2 protein-coding genes are annotated in these 19,869 nt (G+C 56.6%); both read right to left on the bottom strand.

The window, feature by feature from the left end; translation table 11 throughout:
• Nucleotides 1-107: 107 nt before the first annotated feature.
• A complete protein-coding gene (locus ACYVIY_RS16290) occupies nt 108-464 on the bottom strand; it encodes a hypothetical protein (protein WP_460977435.1) in 357 nt (118 codons plus the stop codon).
• A gap of 260 nt (nt 465-724) precedes the next feature.
• On the bottom strand, nt 725-19,246 hold the full coding sequence (locus ACYVIY_RS16285) for an SdrD B-like domain-containing protein (RefSeq protein WP_460977434.1): 18,522 nt from the start codon (nt 19,244-19,246) through the stop codon (nt 725-727).
• Between the last annotated feature and the right edge of the window lie 623 nt (nt 19,247-19,869).

The raw sequence follows: 19,869 nt of genomic DNA, 5'->3' as shown, positions 1-19,869 counted from the left end.
AAAAATAAGGATTGATGAGTAGTTCAAACGTCACCAAAAGCCATACATAAGCCTATAACCTGACTCCGCAGAGCGGCCAGGTTCTGATGACACGTACCAACAAAGAATTACGCGATCAACTGGGGGGGAGGAGACGAAACTTCCGCTAACGGTGATACGTAGGGAAGCTGAACCAACGCAAACCGGGTTACCGAGCTTATCAGAGCCGCCGACGGTAAGGGCATCGTATAATAAGTTGTTTGCGGCATAAACCAGACAACAAACACTTTACTGATCACGGAATGCCCATCCGGCTCATCATGTTCAGGTATGGCGTTTTTGCAGCCCAGAAAGTGCTCTAGTACCCACTCCGTTATACTTTCCATCTCGTTGATGGTCAAGTCTTCATGCACTACACCCGTCTTCGAGATATGGACACGGTGATCGGGTGGGTCCACGCTGATGTTCAGGACGTGAACCGCCATAAGCAGGCAAAAAAGCCGCTTTACCCAAGTACGTATCGCTGTAGGCCTCATGCAGTTTCCAGACAAATATAGGGAAATATACTTAGCTCTCAATCAGTGATGGTAATTGTGGACAGGTGATATAACCCAATTTTAACAACTGTCCCCGTTGGCTCACACCGCCGATGTCCAACGAAAAGCGTCGGCTACATTTCTCTGTTTCCACGAAAAAGCCCGGCAAGAGTGATCCTGCCGGGCTTGATTTGCTACTGATTATTCGCTTAACGTGTTGTCACGCGGGCGCTTTTGGTTTTCTGAATCACGAACGGAACACATTTCGCCGGTGGGCAGTCGCAAAGCGTGTTTTGCAAGGTTACCGTCTTCTCCGCATAGCAACCGGACGCGTTGTACAAACGAACCGTGTAGGTCTGTGCCACTCCAGTTCGCAGGATGTTATCAACAAGCACGCCACCGGCTGGAATTGGCTTGGCCAGCGCGTAACTGGTAGCGCCCGTGTATGATCCGCCCAGAGATATGTCGTACCGATCACCCGCGCCGAAGTTCGTCGCGATCACCTGACCATCGGGCAGCGAATTACCACCGGTGCAGGTAGCCTCTTTGGCCACGAGCGAGAAACTATCTGGCAGCGGATTCACAACCGCCGATACAACCGTTACACTTGAGCAGCCCGTTTGCAGATCGGTTGCCGTTACGGTATACGAGCCACTATTCGCCGTTGTCGCGTTCGGAATACTGATTACCCCCGTATTGGCGGTGAAGCCATTCGGTCCGGTCCAACTGTATGCAGCATTGGTTGTCGAAATAGCGCTGCTCACGATCAGTGTTTCGCCGGTACATACTTCAGGTGCCGTTGTCACAATGGCGGGTGCCGTCGTGTTGCTGAATACGGCGGTGCTCACCGAAGCCGTAGCCCCATTCAGACCCGTCACCGTCACCGAGTAGGGTCCCGCCACACTCACCGAGATACTAGCCGTCGTTTCGCCTGTGCTCCACAGGTACGTAACGCCTGGGGTCGCCGTCGTGCTGAGCGTGGCCGTCAGAGCCGTACAGCTCAACTCGTTGCTGACTGACACCATCACCATTGGCAGGGCTGTGTCACTGACTACCGTAGTCGTCGTAGCCGCCGTGCAACCGTTAGCTGACGTTACCGTTACCGAATATGGTCCGGCGCTGGCTACGGTGATACTTGGCGTGGTCTCACCCGTGCTCCACAGGTACGTAGCGCCTGGTGTGGCCGTGGTCGAGATCACCGCCGTAGGCTGAGCTACTGTCAGTGTGTTACTCACCGAAGCGGTCACCGTTGGGGTTGCCGTGTCGCTCACCACCGTGGTCGTCACAACCGCCGTACAACCGTTGATACCGGTTACCGTCACTGAATATGGTCCCGCGACACTCACCGAGATACTAGCCGTCGTCTCGCCCGTATTCCACTGGTAGAGTGCCCCTTCACTGACTCCTGCTACACTCGCCGAGATGGTGGCCGTAGACTGAGCACAGCTTAAGGTATTGCTGACCGAGGCCGTTACGACTGGTACCGACGTATCACTGAACACAACCGTGTTGACCGAAGCCGTAGCCCCATTCAGACCCGTCACCGTCACCGAGTAGGGTCCCGCCACACTCACCGAGATCGTTGGCGTGGTCGCTCCCGTGCTCCACAGGTACGTAACGCCTGGGGTAGCCGAGGTACTGAGGGTAGCGGTTAGCTGGGCGCAGGTCAACGTATTGCTCACGGTAACGCTTACCGTCGGCAGCGCCGCGTCACTGACCACTGTAGTTGTCGTGGCTGCCGTACAACCATTGGCCGAGGTGACCGTCACCGAGTAAGTACCTGCACTGGCGACGGTGATGCTTGGGGTGGTCTCCCCTGTGCTCCACCGATAGGTCACCCCTGGGCTGGCCGTGGTACTAATCACGGCTGTAGCTTGGTTAAGCGTTAAGGTATTGCTCACACTAGCTGTTACCGTTGGCAGCGCCGTGTCGCTCACGACTGTGGTGATAGCAACCGCCGTACAGCCGTTAGCACCCGTCACCGTTACCGAGTACGTACCCGTTGCACTGACTGAGATACTGGCCGTGGTCTCCCCTGTGCTCCACTGATAGGTAGCCCCAGGTGTAGCTGTCGTACTAAGGGTGGCTGTGGGCTGAGCGCAGGTCAGGGTGTTGCTCACACTGGCCGTTACCACTGGTACTGCGGTATCGCTTGCCACTACCGAGATCACCGAAGCCGTTGCACCATTCTGAGCTATCACCGTCACCGAGTAGGGTCCGGCTACACTCACCGAGATACTTGGCGTAGTTGCCCCCGTACTCCATAGGTAAGTTACACCGGGTGTAGCCGTGGTGCTGATGGTGGCCGTCAGAGCTGTGCAGCTTAGGTCGTTGCTCACACTGGCCGTCACCGTTGGCAGCGCCGTGTTACTGAAGACTGTCGTGGTGGTGGCCGCTGTGCAGCCGCTGGCGGAGGTTACTGTTACTGAATAGGCTCCTGCGCTAGCCACCGTAATGGTTGGCGTAGTCTCGCCCGTACTCCACTGATACGTAACGCCCGGCGTCGCTGTTGTACTAATCACCGCCGTTGGCTGATTGAGCGTTAGCGTATTGCTTACTGAAGCGGTCACAATCGGAACTGTCGTATCGCTCACCACTGTAACGGTTGTACTGGCCGTTGTTCCGTTCTGCGCCGTCACCGTTACTGAGTACGGACCGGCCATATTCACCGAAATGCTCGGCGTGGTTGCTCCCGTACTCCACAGATACGTAACCACATCTGGGCTGACCGTGGTGCTGATGGTAGCGGTTGACTGGGCGCAGCTCAGTGTGTTGCTCACCGAGGCCGTGACCATCGCCAAAGCCGTGTTACTGAAGACCGTGGTCGTCGCAACCGCACTACAGCCGTTAGCGCCTGTCACCGTCACCGAGTATGGACCAGCTACGCTCACAGTGATGTTTGGCGTGGTTTCGCCCGTACTCCACTGATAGCTCACCGCTCCGGTTACGCCCGTCACACTGCTCGAAATGGTCGATGTGATCTGGATAGGCGTTAGCGTATTGCTGACACTGAGCGTTACCACCGGCACATCCGTATTGCTGAAGACCGCCGTATTCACCGAAGCGGTGGCCCCATTCGGAGCTGTCACCGTTACCGAGTAGGGTCCCGCACTGGCTACTGTAATCGTCGGGGTGGTCTGACCATTGCTCCACAGGTACGTAACGCCTGGGGTCGCCGTCGTGCTGAGGGTAGCCGTCAGAGCCGTACAACTCAACTCGTTGCTCACTGACACCATCACCATTGGCAGGGCTGTGTCACTGACTACCGTAGTCGTCGTAGCCGCCGTGCAACCGTTAGCTGACGTTACCGTTACCGAATATGGTCCGGCGCTGGCTACGGTGATACTTGGCGTGGTCTCCCCCGTACTCCACAGGTACGTAGCGCCTGGTGTGGCCGTGGTCGAGATCACCGCCGTAGGCTGAGCTACTGTCAGCGTATTGCTCACACTAGCCGTCACTGCCGGGGTTGCCGTGTCACTCACCACCGTAGTTGTTACCACTGCCGTACAGCCATTGGCACCCGTTACGGTCACCGAATAGGTACCCGTCGCTTCGACTACGATGCTTGACGTCGTTTCGCCCGTGCTCCACAGATACGTAACACCTGGTGTGGCCGTGGTGCTGATGGTAGCGGTTGGTTGACCGCAGGTCAAGGTGTTGCTGGCTAAAGCCGTTACTTCTGGTACTGCGGTATCACTGAACACCGCCGTATTCACCGAAGCGGTAGCCCCGTTTTGGCCCGTCACCGTCACCGAGTAGGGTCCCGCTACGCTTACCGAGATCGTTGGCGTGGTCGCTCCCGTGCTCCACAGGTACGTAACGCCTGGGGTCGCCGTCGTGCTGAGCGTGGCCGTCAGGGCCGTACAGCTCAACTCGTTGCTCACCGACACCATCACCATTGGCAGAGCCGTGTCACTGACTACCGTGGTCGTCGTAGCCGCCGTGCAACCGTTAGCTGACGTTACCGTTACCGAATATGGTCCGGCGCTGGCTACGGTGATACTTGGCGTGGTCTCACCCGTGCTCCACAGGTACGTAGCGCCTGGTGTGGCCGTGGTTGAGATCACCGCCGTGGGTTGAGCTACTGTCAGCGTATTGCTCACACTAGCCGTCACTGCCGGGGTATCCGTGTCGCTCACTACTGTAGTCGTCACAACCGCCGTACAGCCATTAGCACCCGTTACCGTTACCGAGTACAATCCCGTTGTGAGCGTCGTGAAGCTGTTGGCATCGGTCGTGAAGCTGCTCGGTCCCGACCAGATGAAGCTGCTGCCGACTGGCGCGTCTGGTACTGATACCGTCGCGACGGGTTCAGCGCAGGTCAACGTATTACTTACCAAGGCCGTCACCGCTGGCAGCGCCGTATCACTCACGACCGTTGTGGTCGCTACGGCCGTACAGCCGTTCGGTGCCGTTGCCGTTACTGAATACAGACCCGTGCTGCTAACCGCTATGCCCGGTGTTATTTCGGTCGTACTCCATAGATACGTTACGCTCGCATTTGCCGTAGACGAGATGAAGGCGGTTGGCTGCGCACAGGTCAGCGTGTAGCTATCACCAAGCGTTACTTCAGGAGTTACTGTATTGCTCACCACGGTCGCGCTGATCGTGGCCGTTGCACCATTCTGTGCCGTTGCCGTCACCGAATACGTACCCGCCACACTAACGCTGATGCTTGCCGTGGTTTCACCCGTACTCCACAGATAAGACACTGGTGTGTTGGCGGTTACGCTAATCGTTGCGGTTGCCGTTGCCACAGCACAGGTTATCTCGTTACTCACACTGGCCACGAGCGTCGGTGCCAGTGTGTTGCTTAGCACATTTGTTGTCACCGCTGCGGAACATCCGTTAGGGGTTGTTACAGTTACTGAATACAGACCTCCTACGCTAACGGTGATGGTTGGGGTAGTCTCACCCGTGCTCCATAGGTACGTAACACCTGGAGTGGCCGTGGTCGAGATCGTTGCGGTCGGCTGATTAAGCGTCAGTACGTTACTGGCCGCAGCCGTTACTTCCGGCACCGACGTATCACTAACCACGTTAGTCGTCGTAACTGCCGTACAGCCGTTGGCCCCTGTCACCGTTACCGAATACAAACCAGCACTAGCGGCCGTAATGGTTGGGGTTGTCTCGCCCGTACTCCACAGGTAGGTAACACCGGGTGTCGCCGTCGTACTAATCGTGGCGGTCGCTACGGCGCAACTTAACGTATTGCTGACTGATGCTGTTACCTCTGGTATTACAGTATCACTAACCACCGTTGCAGTGGTAGTCGCCGTACAGCCATTGGCACCCGTTACGGTCACCGAATAGGTACCCGCTATACTCGCCGAAATCGAGGCTGTCGTTTCTCCATTGCTCCACAGATACGTCACGTCTGGACTGGCCACTGTAGAAATAACGGCCGTTGGCTGAGCGCAGGTCAAGGTGTTGCTCACTGAAGCGGTTACCTCTGGCACTACCGTATCACTGTTGACGGTCGTCGTCACCACTGTGCTACAGCCGTTAGCCCCCGTTACCGTTACCGAGTAGGGACCGGCCGCACTCACCGAGATGCTTGGCGTGGTCGCTCCATTGCTCCACTGATAGGTCACACCTGGTGTGGCCGTTGTACTAATCGTCGCCGTTGGCTGAGCGCAGGTCAGCGTGTTGCTCACACTAGCTGTCACGGCTGGTACCACCGTGTCACTGGCCACTACCGAGATCACCGATGCCGTTGCCCCGTTCTGAGCGGTCACCGTCACCGAGTAGGTACCCGCCACGCTCACCAAGATGCTTGGCGTAGTTGCCCCCGTACTCCACAGGTAGGTAACACCGGCTGAAGCCGTGGTGCTGATGGTGGCCGTCAGAGCTGTGCAGCTTAAGTCATTGCTGACCGAGGCTGTTACCGTTGGCAGCGCCGTATCACTCACGACTGTTGTGGTCGCTACGGCCGTACAGCCGTTGGCACCGGTCACCGTCACCGAGTAGGTACCGGCGCTGGCCACAGTGATGCTTGGGCTAGTCTGGCCCGTGCTCCATTCATACGTAACGCCTGGTGTGGCCGTGGTCGAGATCACTGCCGTGGGCTGAGCCACCGTCAGGGTGTTGCTCACCGAAGCGGTCACTTCCGGCACCACCGTATCGCTGATGACCGTGCTGGCAGTAGCCACCGTACAGCCGTTGGCACCGGTCACCGTCACCGAGTAGGTACCGGCCGTGTTTACCACAATGCTGGAAGTAGTCTCGCCCGTGCTCCATACATAGCTCTCGCCACTGCCCGGCACCGTAGCCGTCAGCGTAGCGGTTGGCTGAGTACAGGTCAAGGTGTTGCTCACCAATGCCGTAACTGTTGGTACGGCCGTATCGCTTACTACCGTAGTGGTAGCAACGGCCGTAGCGCCATTGGCACTCGTCACCGTCACCGAATACGGACCCGCCACACTCACCGAAATCGTTGGAGTGGTTGCTCCTGTGCTCCATAGGTAGGTAACACCTGGGGTCGCCGTGGTGCTGATGGTAGCCGTTAGGGCTGTACAGGTTAAGGTATTGCTCACTGATGCTGTTACTGTGGGCGGTGCGGTATCACTAACCACCGTTGTGGTGGTAGTCGCCGTGCAGCCATTGGCTGAAGTTACCGTTACCGAGTAGGTACCGGCCGCACTGACCGATATGGTTGGGGTGGTCTCACCCGTACTCCACTGATACGTAACGCCCGGCGTCGCCGTGGTGCTAATCGTCGCCGTTGGCTGGTTGACGGTCAAGGTGTTGCTCACTGAAGCGGTTACCTCTGGCAGCGCCGTATCACTGATGACGGTCGTCGTTACCACTGTGCTACAGCCGTTAGCCCCCGTTACCGTTACCGAGTAGGGACCGGCCGCACTCACCGAGATGCTTGGCGTGGTCGCTCCATTGCTCCACTGATAGGTCACACCTGGTGTGGCCGTTGTACTAATCGTCGCCGTTGGCTGAGCGCAGGTCAGCGTGTTGCTCACACTAGCTGTCACGGCTGGTACCACCGTGTCACTGGCCACTACCGAGATCACCGATGCCGTTGCCCCGTTCTGAGCGGTCACCGTCACCGAGTAGGTACCCGCCACGCTCACCAAGATGCTTGGCGTAGTTGCCCCCGTACTCCACAGGTAGGTAACACCGGCTGAAGCCGTGGTGCTGATGGTGGCCGTCAGAGCTGTGCAGCTTAAGTCATTGCTGACCGAGGCTGTTACCGTTGGCAGCGCCGTATCACTCACGACTGTTGTGGTCGCTACGGCCGTACAGCCGTTGGCACCGGTCACCGTCACCGAGTAGGTACCGGCGCTGGCCACAGTGATGCTTGGGCTAGTCTGGCCCGTGCTCCATTCATACGTAACGCCTGGTGTGGCCGTGGTCGAGATCACTGCCGTGGGCTGAGCCACCGTCAGGGTGTTGCTCACCGAAGCGGTCACTTCCGGCACCACCGTATCGCTGATGACCGTGCTGGCAGTAGCCACCGTACAGCCGTTGGCACCGGTCACCGTCACCGAGTAGGTACCGGCCGTGTTTACCACAATGCTGGAAGTAGTCTCGCCCGTGCTCCATACATAGCTCTCGCCACTGCCCGGCACCGTAGCCGTCAGCGTAGCGGTTGGCTGAGTACAGGTCAAGGTGTTGCTCACCAATGCCGTAACTGTTGGTACGGCCGTATCGCTTACTACCGTAGTGGTAGCAACGGCCGTAGCGCCATTGGCACTCGTCACCGTCACCGAATACGGACCCGCCACACTCACCGAAATCGTTGGAGTGGTTGCTCCTGTGCTCCATAGGTAGGTAACACCTGGGGTCGCCGTGGTGCTGATGGTAGCCGTTAGGGCTGTACAGGTTAAGGTATTGCTCACTGATGCTGTTACTGTGGGTGGTGCGGTATCACTAACCACCGTTGTGGTGGTAGTCGCCGTGCAGCCATTGGCTGAAGTTACCGTTACCGAGTAGGTACCGGCCGCACTGACCGATATGGTTGGGGTGGTCTCACCCGTACTCCACTGATACGTAACGCCCGGCGTCGCCGTGGTGCTAATCGTCGCCGTTGGCTGGTTGACGGTCAAGGTGTTGCTCACTGAAGCGGTTACCTCTGGCAGCGCCGTATCACTGATGACGGTCGTCGTTACCACTGTGCTACAGCCGTTAGCCCCCGTTACCGTTACCGAGTAGGGACCCGCCACGCTCACCGAGATGCTGGCCGTAGTCTGGCCCGTGCTCCACTGATAGGTCACACCTGGTGTGGCCGTGGTGCTGATGGTAGCGGTCGGCTGAGCGCAGGTCAAGGTGTTACTCACTGATGCCGTAACCGTTGGTACAACCGTATTGCTGACTACTGACGTGGTGGTCGTGGCCGTAGCTCCGTTGGCACTTGTCACCGTTACCGAATACGGTCCTTCCGTGCTCACCACAATACTCGACGTCGTTTCGCCCGTATTCCAGAGATAGCCGGTTACTGCCCCGCTAACGGTTGTCGATATAGTAGCCGTTGGTTGGGCACAGGTCAAGGTGTTGCTTACGCTCGCCGTCACCGTGGGCACATCCGTATCACTCACCACCGTTGTCGTAGCAACTGCGGTACAGCCGTTGGCCGAAGTCACCGTTACCGAGTAAGTACCGGCGCTGGCTACGGTGATGCTTGGTGTATTTGCTCCGTTGCTCCATAGATACGTAACACCAGCGCTAGCCTGGGTCGTAATCGTCGCCGTGGGCTGATTCACCGTGATCGTATTGCTTACTGATACTGTCACTACTGGCACAACCGTATTACTGATGACGGTGCTCGTCGCGACTGCGGTACAGCCATTCGCTGCCGTTACGATTAGCGAATACTGGCCCGGTGCGCTCACTGGGATACTCGCCGTGGTCTCACCCGTGTTCCAGCTGTAGCTCACCGGTTCATTAGCATTCGCCGTTAAGGTAACCACCGGCCGAATACAGGACAACGGACCATTGGTGGCAATGGATACGGTCGGAGCAACTATATCCTGCTGAATAGTAGTGCTTGCCAAAGCCGTGCAGCCGTTAACCGAGGTCACCGTCACCGAATACGTACCGGCCAGGCTGGTAGAGAAGCTGGCCGTAGTCTGGCCATTGCTCCATAGATACGTTACCAATTCACTGGCCGACGCACTAACCGTTGCATTCGTTAAAGTACAGTTGAGCGGACCGCTATTACTGGCTGTTACAGTTGGTACCAGCACATCCTCGATAACAATCGTACTGGTCGTGGCCGTACAGCCGTTAGCGCCCGTCACCGTCACCGAGTAAGGACCGGCTGCACTTACCGAGATGGTTGGGGTGGTCCCTCCCGTGCTCCATTGATAGGTAGCGCCTGGCGTAGCTGTGGTGCTAATCGTCGCCGTGGGCTGGGCGCAGGTCAAGGTGTTGCTCACGCTCGCCGTTACCGTTGGCGCGGCCGTATTGCTGAAGACAGTTGTTGTTGTAGCAGCGGTAGCTCCGTTCGGTGCAGTTACCGTTACTGAATACAGCCCTTCTGCGCTCACAACTATATTCGACGTCGTTTCCCCCGTGCTCCACCGATACGTAACGCCTTGGGTCGCCGTGGTGCTAATCGTCGCCGTGGGCTGGGCGCAGGTCAACGTATTGCTCACTGAAGCCGTTACCTCTGGCACGGTCGTATCACTGACGACCGTCGTAGTGGTAGCGGCTGTGCAGCCATTGGCCGAGGTCACCGTCACTGAGTAGGTACCGGCGCTGGCTACGGTGATGCTTGGCGTATTCGCACCTGTGCTCCATAGATACGTAACGCCTGGACTAGCAATCGTTGAGATGGTTGCTGTGGGCTGGTTCACCGTGATGATGTTACTCGCCGTGGCCGTTACCGTTGGCGTTGCCGTATCGCTGATGACCGTCGTCGTGACTACGGCCGTACAGCCATTAGCGGATGTGATCGTCACCGAATACAGCCCCGCGGCACTTGCCTGAACTGATGCAGTCGTCTGGCCTGTGTTCCACAGGTACGTTACCGGTACGTCGGAGGTAGCCGTCAGCGTCACAGTAGTAAGCGTACAGGTCAGCGGGCTCGTGTTGGCGATCGTTGCCGACGGCGCTGCAATATCCTGTTGCACTGTGGTGCTGGTTGTGGCCGTACAGCCGTTGGTATTGGTCACTGTTACCGAATAGACTCCGGCCAGGCTGGTGGAGAAGCTGGCTGTCGTCTGGCCATTGCTCCATAGGTACGTTACTGGTTCATTATCCAATGCACTCACCGTCACGCTGGTCAGCGTGCAGTTGAGCGGACCGGTATTGCTGGCTGTCACGGTTGGTACCGTCAGATCCTGCTGGATGGTAGTACTGGCCGTAGCCGTACAGCCGTTCGCAGAAGTTACCGTTACAGAGTACAGGCCCGCCACTGTGGTAGAGAAGCTAGCTGCCGTACTAGTAAAGCCATTCGGGCCTACCCAACTATAGGTCACCCCAGCGGTGCTTGTGCTGGCACTGACGGTAGCCGTGGTGAGCGCACAGGTCAGTGGGCCGGTGTTCGTAGCGGTTACGGTCGGTACGGTCAGGTCTTGCAACACCGTAGTGCTGGCCGTCGCTGTACAGCCATTGGGGCTAGTCACCGTTACCGAGTACAGACCCGGTACGGTAGCACCGAAGCTAGCGGCCGTGCTGGCAAAGCCATTCGGGCCTGTCCAGAGATAGGTTACACCCGGTGTGGTTGTGGTCACACTCACGGTAGCGGTGGTGAGGGTACAGGTGAGCGGCCCGGTGTTGCTGGCCAATACGCCCGCTGGAACGGTTGCATCCTGACCAACCGTTGTCGTTGCAATAGTTGTACAGCCATTCGCAGGGTTGGTAACGATCACCGAATAGATACCGGGTACACTTGTGGCAAAATTTGCGACCGTTGAGGCAAAGCCATTCGGACCCGACCAGCTATAGGTTACGCCGGGCGTGGCGCTGGTCGCACTCACCGTTACAGTAGTGAGGGTACAGGTCAATGGACCGGTGTTGCTGGCCAACACACCCGCTGGAGCCGTGATATCCTGAGTAACCGTCGTGGTCGCCACGGCCGTACAGCCGTTAGTTCCCGTTATTGTTACCGTATATAGACCCGCAACAGTCGCTGTGAAACTGGCCGCAGTCGACGTAAAGCCACCCGGCCCTACCCAACTGTAGGTTACACCTGGCGTGGTTGTGGTCACACTCACGGTAGCGGTGGTGAGGGTACAGGTGAGCGGCCCGGTGTTGCTGGCCAATACGCCCGCCGGAGCCGTGATGTCCTGAATAACCGTCGTTGAAGTCACTGCGGAACATCCGTTAGGCGCAGTCAAGGTCAATGAATACAGACCCGGTACGCTCGTTGTGAAGCTCGGACTGTTGCTGGTAAATCCATTCGGACCTACCCAACTAAACACTACGCCGGGAGTCGAGCTGCTGGCAGTTACCGTTACGGTCGTTAGCGTACAGTTTAACGGACCCGTATTGCCAATAGTGATGTTCTGAACGCCGGTATTGTCCTGCCCAACCGTGGTCGTCGCGACAGCGGTACAGCCATTGGCCGAGGTCACCGTTACCGAATAGAGACCCGCTGCGGCCGTCGCAAAGCTTTGAGCCGTGCTGGTGAACCCGCCGGGTCCGATCCAGCGGTAGGTTACGCCGGGCGTGGTGCTGGTCGCACTTACCGTTACGTTGCTAAGGGTACAGCTAAGCGGGCCCGTATTGCTGGCTGTTACGCCCGCCGGAGCCGCAATATCCTGATCAACAACGGTGCTGAGTACCGTCGGAACGCAGCCGTTCGGGCCAGCAATCGTAACTACGTAATTACCCGGCACACTGGTCGTGAAGCTTTGAGCGCTGCTTGTAAAGCCGCCCGGACCCGTCCAACTGTAGGTTACGCCGGGCGTGGTACTGGTTGCACTCACCGTTACGTTGCTGAGGGTACAGCTAAGCGGACCCGTATTGCTAATGGATACACCCGCCAGCGGGGTTGTGTTCTGAATAAGATTCGTACTGGACGTGGTTACGCAACCATTGGCCGAGGTCACCGTTACTGAATACAGACCGGCAACATTCGTGGTAAAGCTCGACGCAATTGACGTAAATCCACCTGGGCCAACCCACCGATACGTAACACCCGGTGTGGTCGTCGCTACACTTACAGTAGCGGTGGCCACCGAACAGGTGAGCGGCCCGGTGTTGCTGGCTACGACACCCGCTGGAGCTGTGATGTCCTGTGTTACCGTCGTGCTAGCCGTGGCGGTACAACCGTTGGGTGATGTAACCGTCACGGAGTAGACACCGGCTGCATTTGCCGAGATAGTCGGCGTCACCGCGCCGGTATTCCAGCGATAGCTAACCCCTGGGCTGCCAACAGCACTGACCGTTACACTGGTCAGCGTACAGTTGAGCGGGCCGGTATTGCTGGCCGTTACGGTCGGCACCGTTGCATCTTGCTGGACGGTCGTGGTCGCGACGGCGGAACAGCCGTTGGCCGACGTAACCGTCACCGAATACAACCCGGCCACGCTCGTCGTGAAGCTTGGCGTATTTACGCCGATATTCCAGCGGTAAGTAACCGGTCCATTTGCTGTCGCACTGACCGTAACACTAGTCAACGTACAGTTGAGCGGGCCGGTATTGCTGGCCGTCACAGTCGGCACGGTCAGATCCTGCTGGACGGTCGTGCTGGTCGTAGCCGTACAGCCATTGGCTGAAGTCACCGTCACTGAATACAGACCCGGTACGGTAGCAGCGAAGCTGGCGGCCGTACCGGTAAAGCCATTGGGTCCTACCCACCGATACGTTACCCCACTGGCGACGGCACTGACCGTTACGCTGGTCAGCGTACAGTTGAGCGGACCAGTATTGCTGGCCGTTACGGTCGGCACCGTTGTATTCTGCTGTACAGTCGTGCTGGCCGTGGCCGTACAACCGTTGGCTGAAGTCACCGTTACTGAGTAGGTCCCGGCTACAGTAGCTCCAAAGCTGGCGGCTGTGCTGGTGAACCCGCCTGGACCTACCCAGCGATACGTAACACCGGGTGTGGTTGTCGTTACGCTCACAGTAGCGGTAGTGAGGGTACAGGTGAGCGGCCCGGTGTTGCTGGCTACAACACCCGCTGGGGTGGTAATGTCCTGGCCAACGGTGGTTGTTGCTACGGCTGTACAGCCATTGGCCGACGTAACCGTTACTGAATACGTACCGGCCACAGTTGCGCCGAAGCTGGCGGCCGTGCTGGTGAAGCCGCCTGGGCCAACCCAGCGATACGTAACACCGGGTGTGGTTGTCGTTACGCTCACGGTCGCCGTAGTTAAGGTACAAGTCAGCGGACCGCTATTGCTAGCCGCTACTCCCGCTGGGACAGTAATGTCCTGACCAACGGTGGTGGTCGCTACAGCTGTACAGCCATTCGCACCTGTCACTGTTACCGAATATAAACCAGCTACGGTTGCTCCAAAGCTGGCGGCTGTGCTGGTGAACCCGCCGGGACCAACCCAGCGATACGTAACACCGGGTGTGGTTGTCGTTACGCTCACGGTCGCCGTTGTTAATGAACAGGTCAGTGGTCCGCTATTGCTGGCCGCTACTCCCGCTGGTGCTGTAATGTCCTGTGTCACCGTCGTGCTGGCCGTAGCTACACAGCCATTCGCCGACGTTACGGTTACTGAATACGTACCCGCCACGGTTGTCGCAAAGCTGGCGGCCGTACTGGTGAATCCACTTGGACCGACCCACCGATACGTAACGCCTGGGCTTCCAACAGCACTGACCGTCGCGCTGGCCGAGGTACAGTTGAGCGGGCCACTATTGCTGGCCGTTACGGTCGGCAGCGTTGTATTTTGCTGCACGGTCGTGGTGGTGACCGCTGTACAGCCGTTAGCTGAGGTTGCCGTTACCGAATACAGACCCGCCACGCTGTTAGTGAAACTGGCACTCGTGCCGACAAAGCCTCCCGGACCCTCGAAACGATAGCTGACGGCTTCGCTCGCTGTAGCGCTGATGGTGGCCGTAGTGAGCGTACAGGTCAGTGGTCCCGTATTGCCGAGGGATACCGTCGGTGCGAGCAGGTTCTGCTGGAGTGTCGTACTGGCCGTATTAGTACAGCCGTTCGGAGCAGTGATTACGACAACATATACACCCGGCACGGATGTAGTAAAGGTCTGACTCGCGCTGGTAAAGCTGTTGGGGCCGGTCCAGCGGTACGTTACCCCACCCGTCGTTGACGTAGCGCTGATGGTAGCGGTGGTGAGGGTACAGGTGAGCGGACCCGTATTGCTGGCCGCTACTCCTGTCGGTGGTGTGATGTTCTGCGTAACAATAGCAGTAGCGACGGCGGTTGCGGAACAGCCAGCATTGCTCGTTACCACTACCGTGTACGTACCGGCAACACTTACCGTTGGGTTCTGCAACGTACTGGTAAAGCCACCGGGGCCCGCCCAGGCGTATGTCGACGGCGTAATGCTGGACGTAGCCTGCAACTGGATAGATGGCGTGGTACAGCTAACCGTACCGCCCGTAGCTGTCACGACCGGTGGAATGCAGAAGAATCCAGCGTCGACGTTCAGAATGCTGCCGTTAGAAACCAGCGTATAGCTGCCCGTACGGCCGGTAGTTGGGTCAGCGTCGCTATCGAGCGCTTCGTTACCACCCTGCCCTGCTGCAACGGAGGTATACCCCGTTGGGCGACTGAAGACAACACTGTAGGAAGTACCCGGCGTCAGGCCTGTGAAGCTATACGTACCACTTGCATTGGTGGTAGTGCTGGCCACGACCGTATTGGTACCCGTCAGCAGTTGCACCGTTACACCCGGAATACCCGGTTCACCTGCATCCTGAACCCCGTTGTTGTTATTATCGGCAAACACCCGATCCCCGATAGTAGCAGGTCGGTAGAATCCGGCATCAACCGTTGTATTGTTTTCGTTGGAAGTTAATACGTAGCTGCCTGTTCGGCCAGTGATTGGGTCGGCATCACTATCAACGGCGTCATTAGCACCGACATTCGCCACCGTCGAGGAGTATCCCGCCGGACGGCTGAAGACGACACTGTAAGAAACGCCCGGCGTCAGACCCGTGAAGCTGTAGATACCGCTGGCGTTGGTGGTGGTGCTGGCAACAACCGTATTGGCGCCCGTCAGCAGTTGCACCGTTACGCCCGCGATGCCGATGTCGCCCGCATCCTGAATACCATTGGCATTCAGGTCTTCAAACACCAGGTTACCGAGTGACGCGAACCCTAATGGACTGACAATCGCGATGTCGTGATCATCCTGATCGCCATTCTGATTATCAATCGCATCGTCCGTTACGGGCCCGTCGTTGTTGGCAATGTTATCCGGCGTTGAGTCAATGTCATTCCCATTATCGGTACTGATTTCAGCCGCGTTGGTTAAACTTTGTCCACCTGACGTAGCAGCCACCTGCAGCACAATGCTTATGGTCGTGCTGCTGCCGGGCGTAATGGTACCGGCGAGGGGGAATGTCGGATTGGGGCCAGCCGTCCAGCCGGGGTTAGCGGCCTGGGTAAACACAAATCCGGTGGGTACGTAGTCCGTTACCACAATTCCGCTGGCGGGTAATTCGCCCTGGTTGAACACCTCGATCCGGAATGTTACGTTCGAGAGAGGAAGCAACGGGGATGGCAGCGTCTGTACCGTTTTGCGCAGTGCCAGATCATAATTGAGCAGGAAGAATCCGGCATCAACCGACGTCAGACTCTGGCCCGACGTTAAGGTATATGCCCCCGTGCGGCCCGTTGTTGCATTAGCATCGCTGTCGAGCGCGTCGTTTCCGCCTTGCTTAGCGGGTGAGGCCGAGTAATTAGTCGGAAGACTAAAGACAACACTGTAGGAAACACCCGGCGTCAGACCCGTAAAGCTGTAGATACCGCTGGCGTTGGTGGTGGTGCTGGCAACAACCGTATTGGTGCCCGTCAGCAACTGAACCGTTACGCCCTGAATACCTGGTTCACCCGCATCCTGAATACCATTACGGTTAACATCCGAGAACACTTTATCACCAATGCTGGCCGAGCGATAGAAACCCGCGTCAACGGTGGTTAAGCTTGCCCCAGACGCGATGGTATAACTGCCGGTGCGGCCCGTTGCCGGATTGACATCGGAGTCAATGGCATCGTTACCGCCCTGATCAACTAACGTAGCAGTGTATCCATTGGGCGCCGTAAACGCAACAATGTAAGGGGTTGTTGGTGTCAGACCGGTAAAGCTGTAGAAGCCGCTGGCGTTGGTAGTCGTTGGCGCTACACCGGCTACTGCATTTCCTGATCCATCAAGCAGTTGAACCGTTACGCCCTGAATACCCGGCTCGCCAGCATCCTGAATACCATTTCGGTTAAGATCTTCAAATACAAAATCACCGATGCTGGCGGGCTGTCGAATGAAGCCAATGTCGTAGCTGTGGTTGTTTTCGCCGTAGTCGCCGGTTGTTAATGACACAACGGCCGTTGGTACGCCCCCAATGGTTTGCAGGAACGCATCGCTATCGGCCAGATCATCCGAACCGGCATTAGGTACTGTGATGGTTGTTGGTGTAGCAAACTGATTGAGGGCTACCCGAATCTGGTATTCGGCATTCGGCACTAGTCCCGCTACGGTTGTGTTCCTAAAATAGTATTCGCCCGAAGCGTTGGTGGTTGTTGATGCAACCAGGGTGGCCACGCCCGACACGATCCGGTAAAGCTGCACGACCGCTCCACTCACGTTTGATCCGGCATTACCATTATCCTGGACGCCGTTGGCGGTCAGGAAATCGCCATCATTAAATAGCCGATTGCCAATTTCAATGGGCGAAACGTTACAATTCAGTTCAAGGTCACCCAGACCATTCGCCTTACCATATGTTGCTACATTCGACGAGGAGTAAATCTGTACGGCATCGGCTGCGGTGCCGCCCCCGGTTGAATTAATGAACCGCTTAATACCCCCGGTGTCAAACACATCCGTTGGGTCCATTGCTATAGACGACACTTCATCACGTCCGGGCAGTAACGCCAACCCGCCTTCGCTCTGCTCCAGGTGATTCGCTCCTACGGCCACTCGATCGCCCCAGTAGTACTCACCACCACCGGGTCCCTGTCCGTTATTAGCACCTGCCGTGGCTGGCCGACCGCAAACACTGGCATTATTTTCGATGGTCCATTGATTTACGGCTGGATTACATTTACCCGCCCGCAGAATGTCGCCGGGCGAAATAGCCCTATATAATGTGTTGTCCCCTGCGTTAGGCCCTAAGTTCCGATTACCATATTGATCGCCAAACCGGTCGCGAAGGCTAATAATCATATCGCCGTTCACGTCAAATTCAATACCGGTCAACATGGGTTGGGGATAACTATAGGACCCGTCGGAACGTACAAACGTTGCGGGCTGAGACGATACCCAGGGCAGCCAGAATTCAGCACGGTTAACGCCCGTTTGGTCCGAGTTGGAAGCGCCTTTGCGGTAAGTAAGCGGAAACGAAAGAACCTGGGTAAACGTGGTATTGGTTGGATTGAACTCGAACACAACCGCCTGCATACCAATGTTGCTGGGTAAAGTCAGGCTGCTGGTTCCCGCCGTATTGCTGTATACTCTCGTAGTGGTAACGCTCTCGTTAGAGCAAACACCACCTACATAAACCCGGTCCCGGTAGTATTTTAACCCAAACGGGCGGAATACGCTATTGGTGGGGCACCCCCCGGTAGGACTCGGAATGGCGTAGCTTGTCGTAGCACCAGCCGTGGGCGTAAGACTTGTCGGATTGTTTAAATTGACCTGGTACAACTGGCGATCGTTCAGGTTCACTACGAACAGGCGTGTCCCGTCGCTGGACACTTCTATGTCACCCAGGCCTGCCTTACCAACCTGGTCGAAAACCGATGGGTCACGGTTTTGCGTGGTAATATCACCTGGTAACCCTCGGGCCGTGTTTGACAGGACGCTTCCCGCGTTCGGTATAGTCGTGAATAAAGACGTGATAACTGTACTGGGTCCGGTTTGTCTGGTCAGATAAATGGCGCCAGCGCCACCCGATCCCAATCCTGAGTGGCGTTTGACAAAAGCCGATGTGAATAAGTTTCCAGCAGTTCGTTGATACGCAACTCCGAACACTGTACCAATCTGACTGTTCGTGGCAATCCCGACCTCCGACGGGGCATTGCCGGTTCCGCTGGTGGCATTATACGGGAGCGTAACGAGAACAGGCTGCGTCGGCGCAGCAGTGGCACCGGTTACTGTTGTGCTGGTTGGATCACCATTAACGTAACAGGGCACGATGAAATTAGGAACCGCCTGGCAGTAATCGTCCGGATGGTTAATACCTAAACTGGCAGTTGCCGCTCCTCCGCTGGCCACGAACTGAACGGACGTACCGCTGTTAGCACCCCTGGGCCCGGAGAAGAACCCATCAGGCAGGTTTGTGAACTGAACCCGGAACGGTCCAGCGGTCGATATACTGAAATTATAACCACCGGCATTTACGCCAGTGGAGCTGGTGACGGCAGAAGCAACGACCGCGGTACCGCTATAAACCGTTACCGTTACGCCCCCGACGCCAATTTCTCCTTCATTGGGTGTTGCGGTATTGTACTCACGCGTTCCATTGGCGTTGAAATCGCGATAGACAGAGCCCGTTATTGTAGTCTGAGCAACGGCCGTGTAGCTGATTACAAGTAAACTCAGCAGTAAGCCCCCTACTTTGACAAGTTGGTGTGCGTTACGTCTGCTGAAGAAGGCAGAAAAGACAGAGGATTTAGCGTAAATATTTCCCATATGTAACCATGATTACGTGCCTAGAAGGGGCCACCCTCAGCCAGCGTTGTTTGCTGCACCGAACGTAACTCCTCCCTGCCCAACCGAATTAGATGATCACACTATAGGCAAATGAAATGCCAACCGCTGTGTTGGCTAACGGGCGTACTCCCCGACAAACGAGTGAAGTGAAGAACAAAACTGAACGTAATCCAGCACTCGGAACCGTCTTAAACGTTTAGAGAGAAGCGAAAATCAGCAGAAGCGACCGACAGAAAATTCCTGATTATCAATATTTTGCGCGTGTGAATCGTATTGTATAATACCATTTCGAGCCACTAATTACTAATTAATAAACATTTAATATTTTATAGTTAACTTTTTTCAAATTATGAGTCACAAAATCAGTAAAAGTTTGACAAAATCAGACGTAAGTTCAACGGAGGACAGATGATACATAGTCCATTTGACCTCTTTTGATACGTTAGAGCCTGCTTTGGCGAAATCTATGCCAAGGTGTATTTGTCCCCAAAAAATAGTACGCAGTGTCTACTGAAGTAATGACTTGCCAATCCGGGTTTACACCTACTTTTTCAGGCGTCTGAAACCGTTAGATAAGGTTGCTCAGTATCGGACAAAGGTTT

This window comes from Spirosoma knui, assembly GCF_054780635.1.
This window is presented reverse-complemented; position numbering and strand designations above follow the sequence as displayed.

What these genes read in the sequence shown, in the direction of transcription:
- ACYVIY_RS16290 (WP_460977435.1), bottom strand. Translation starts at nt 464, where the DNA reads ATGGCGGTTCACGTCCTGAACATCAGCGTGGACCCACCCGATCACCGT.
- ACYVIY_RS16285 (WP_460977434.1), bottom strand. Translation starts at nt 19,246, where the DNA reads ATGGGAAATATTTACGCTAAATCCTCTGTCTTTTCTGCCTTCTTCAGC.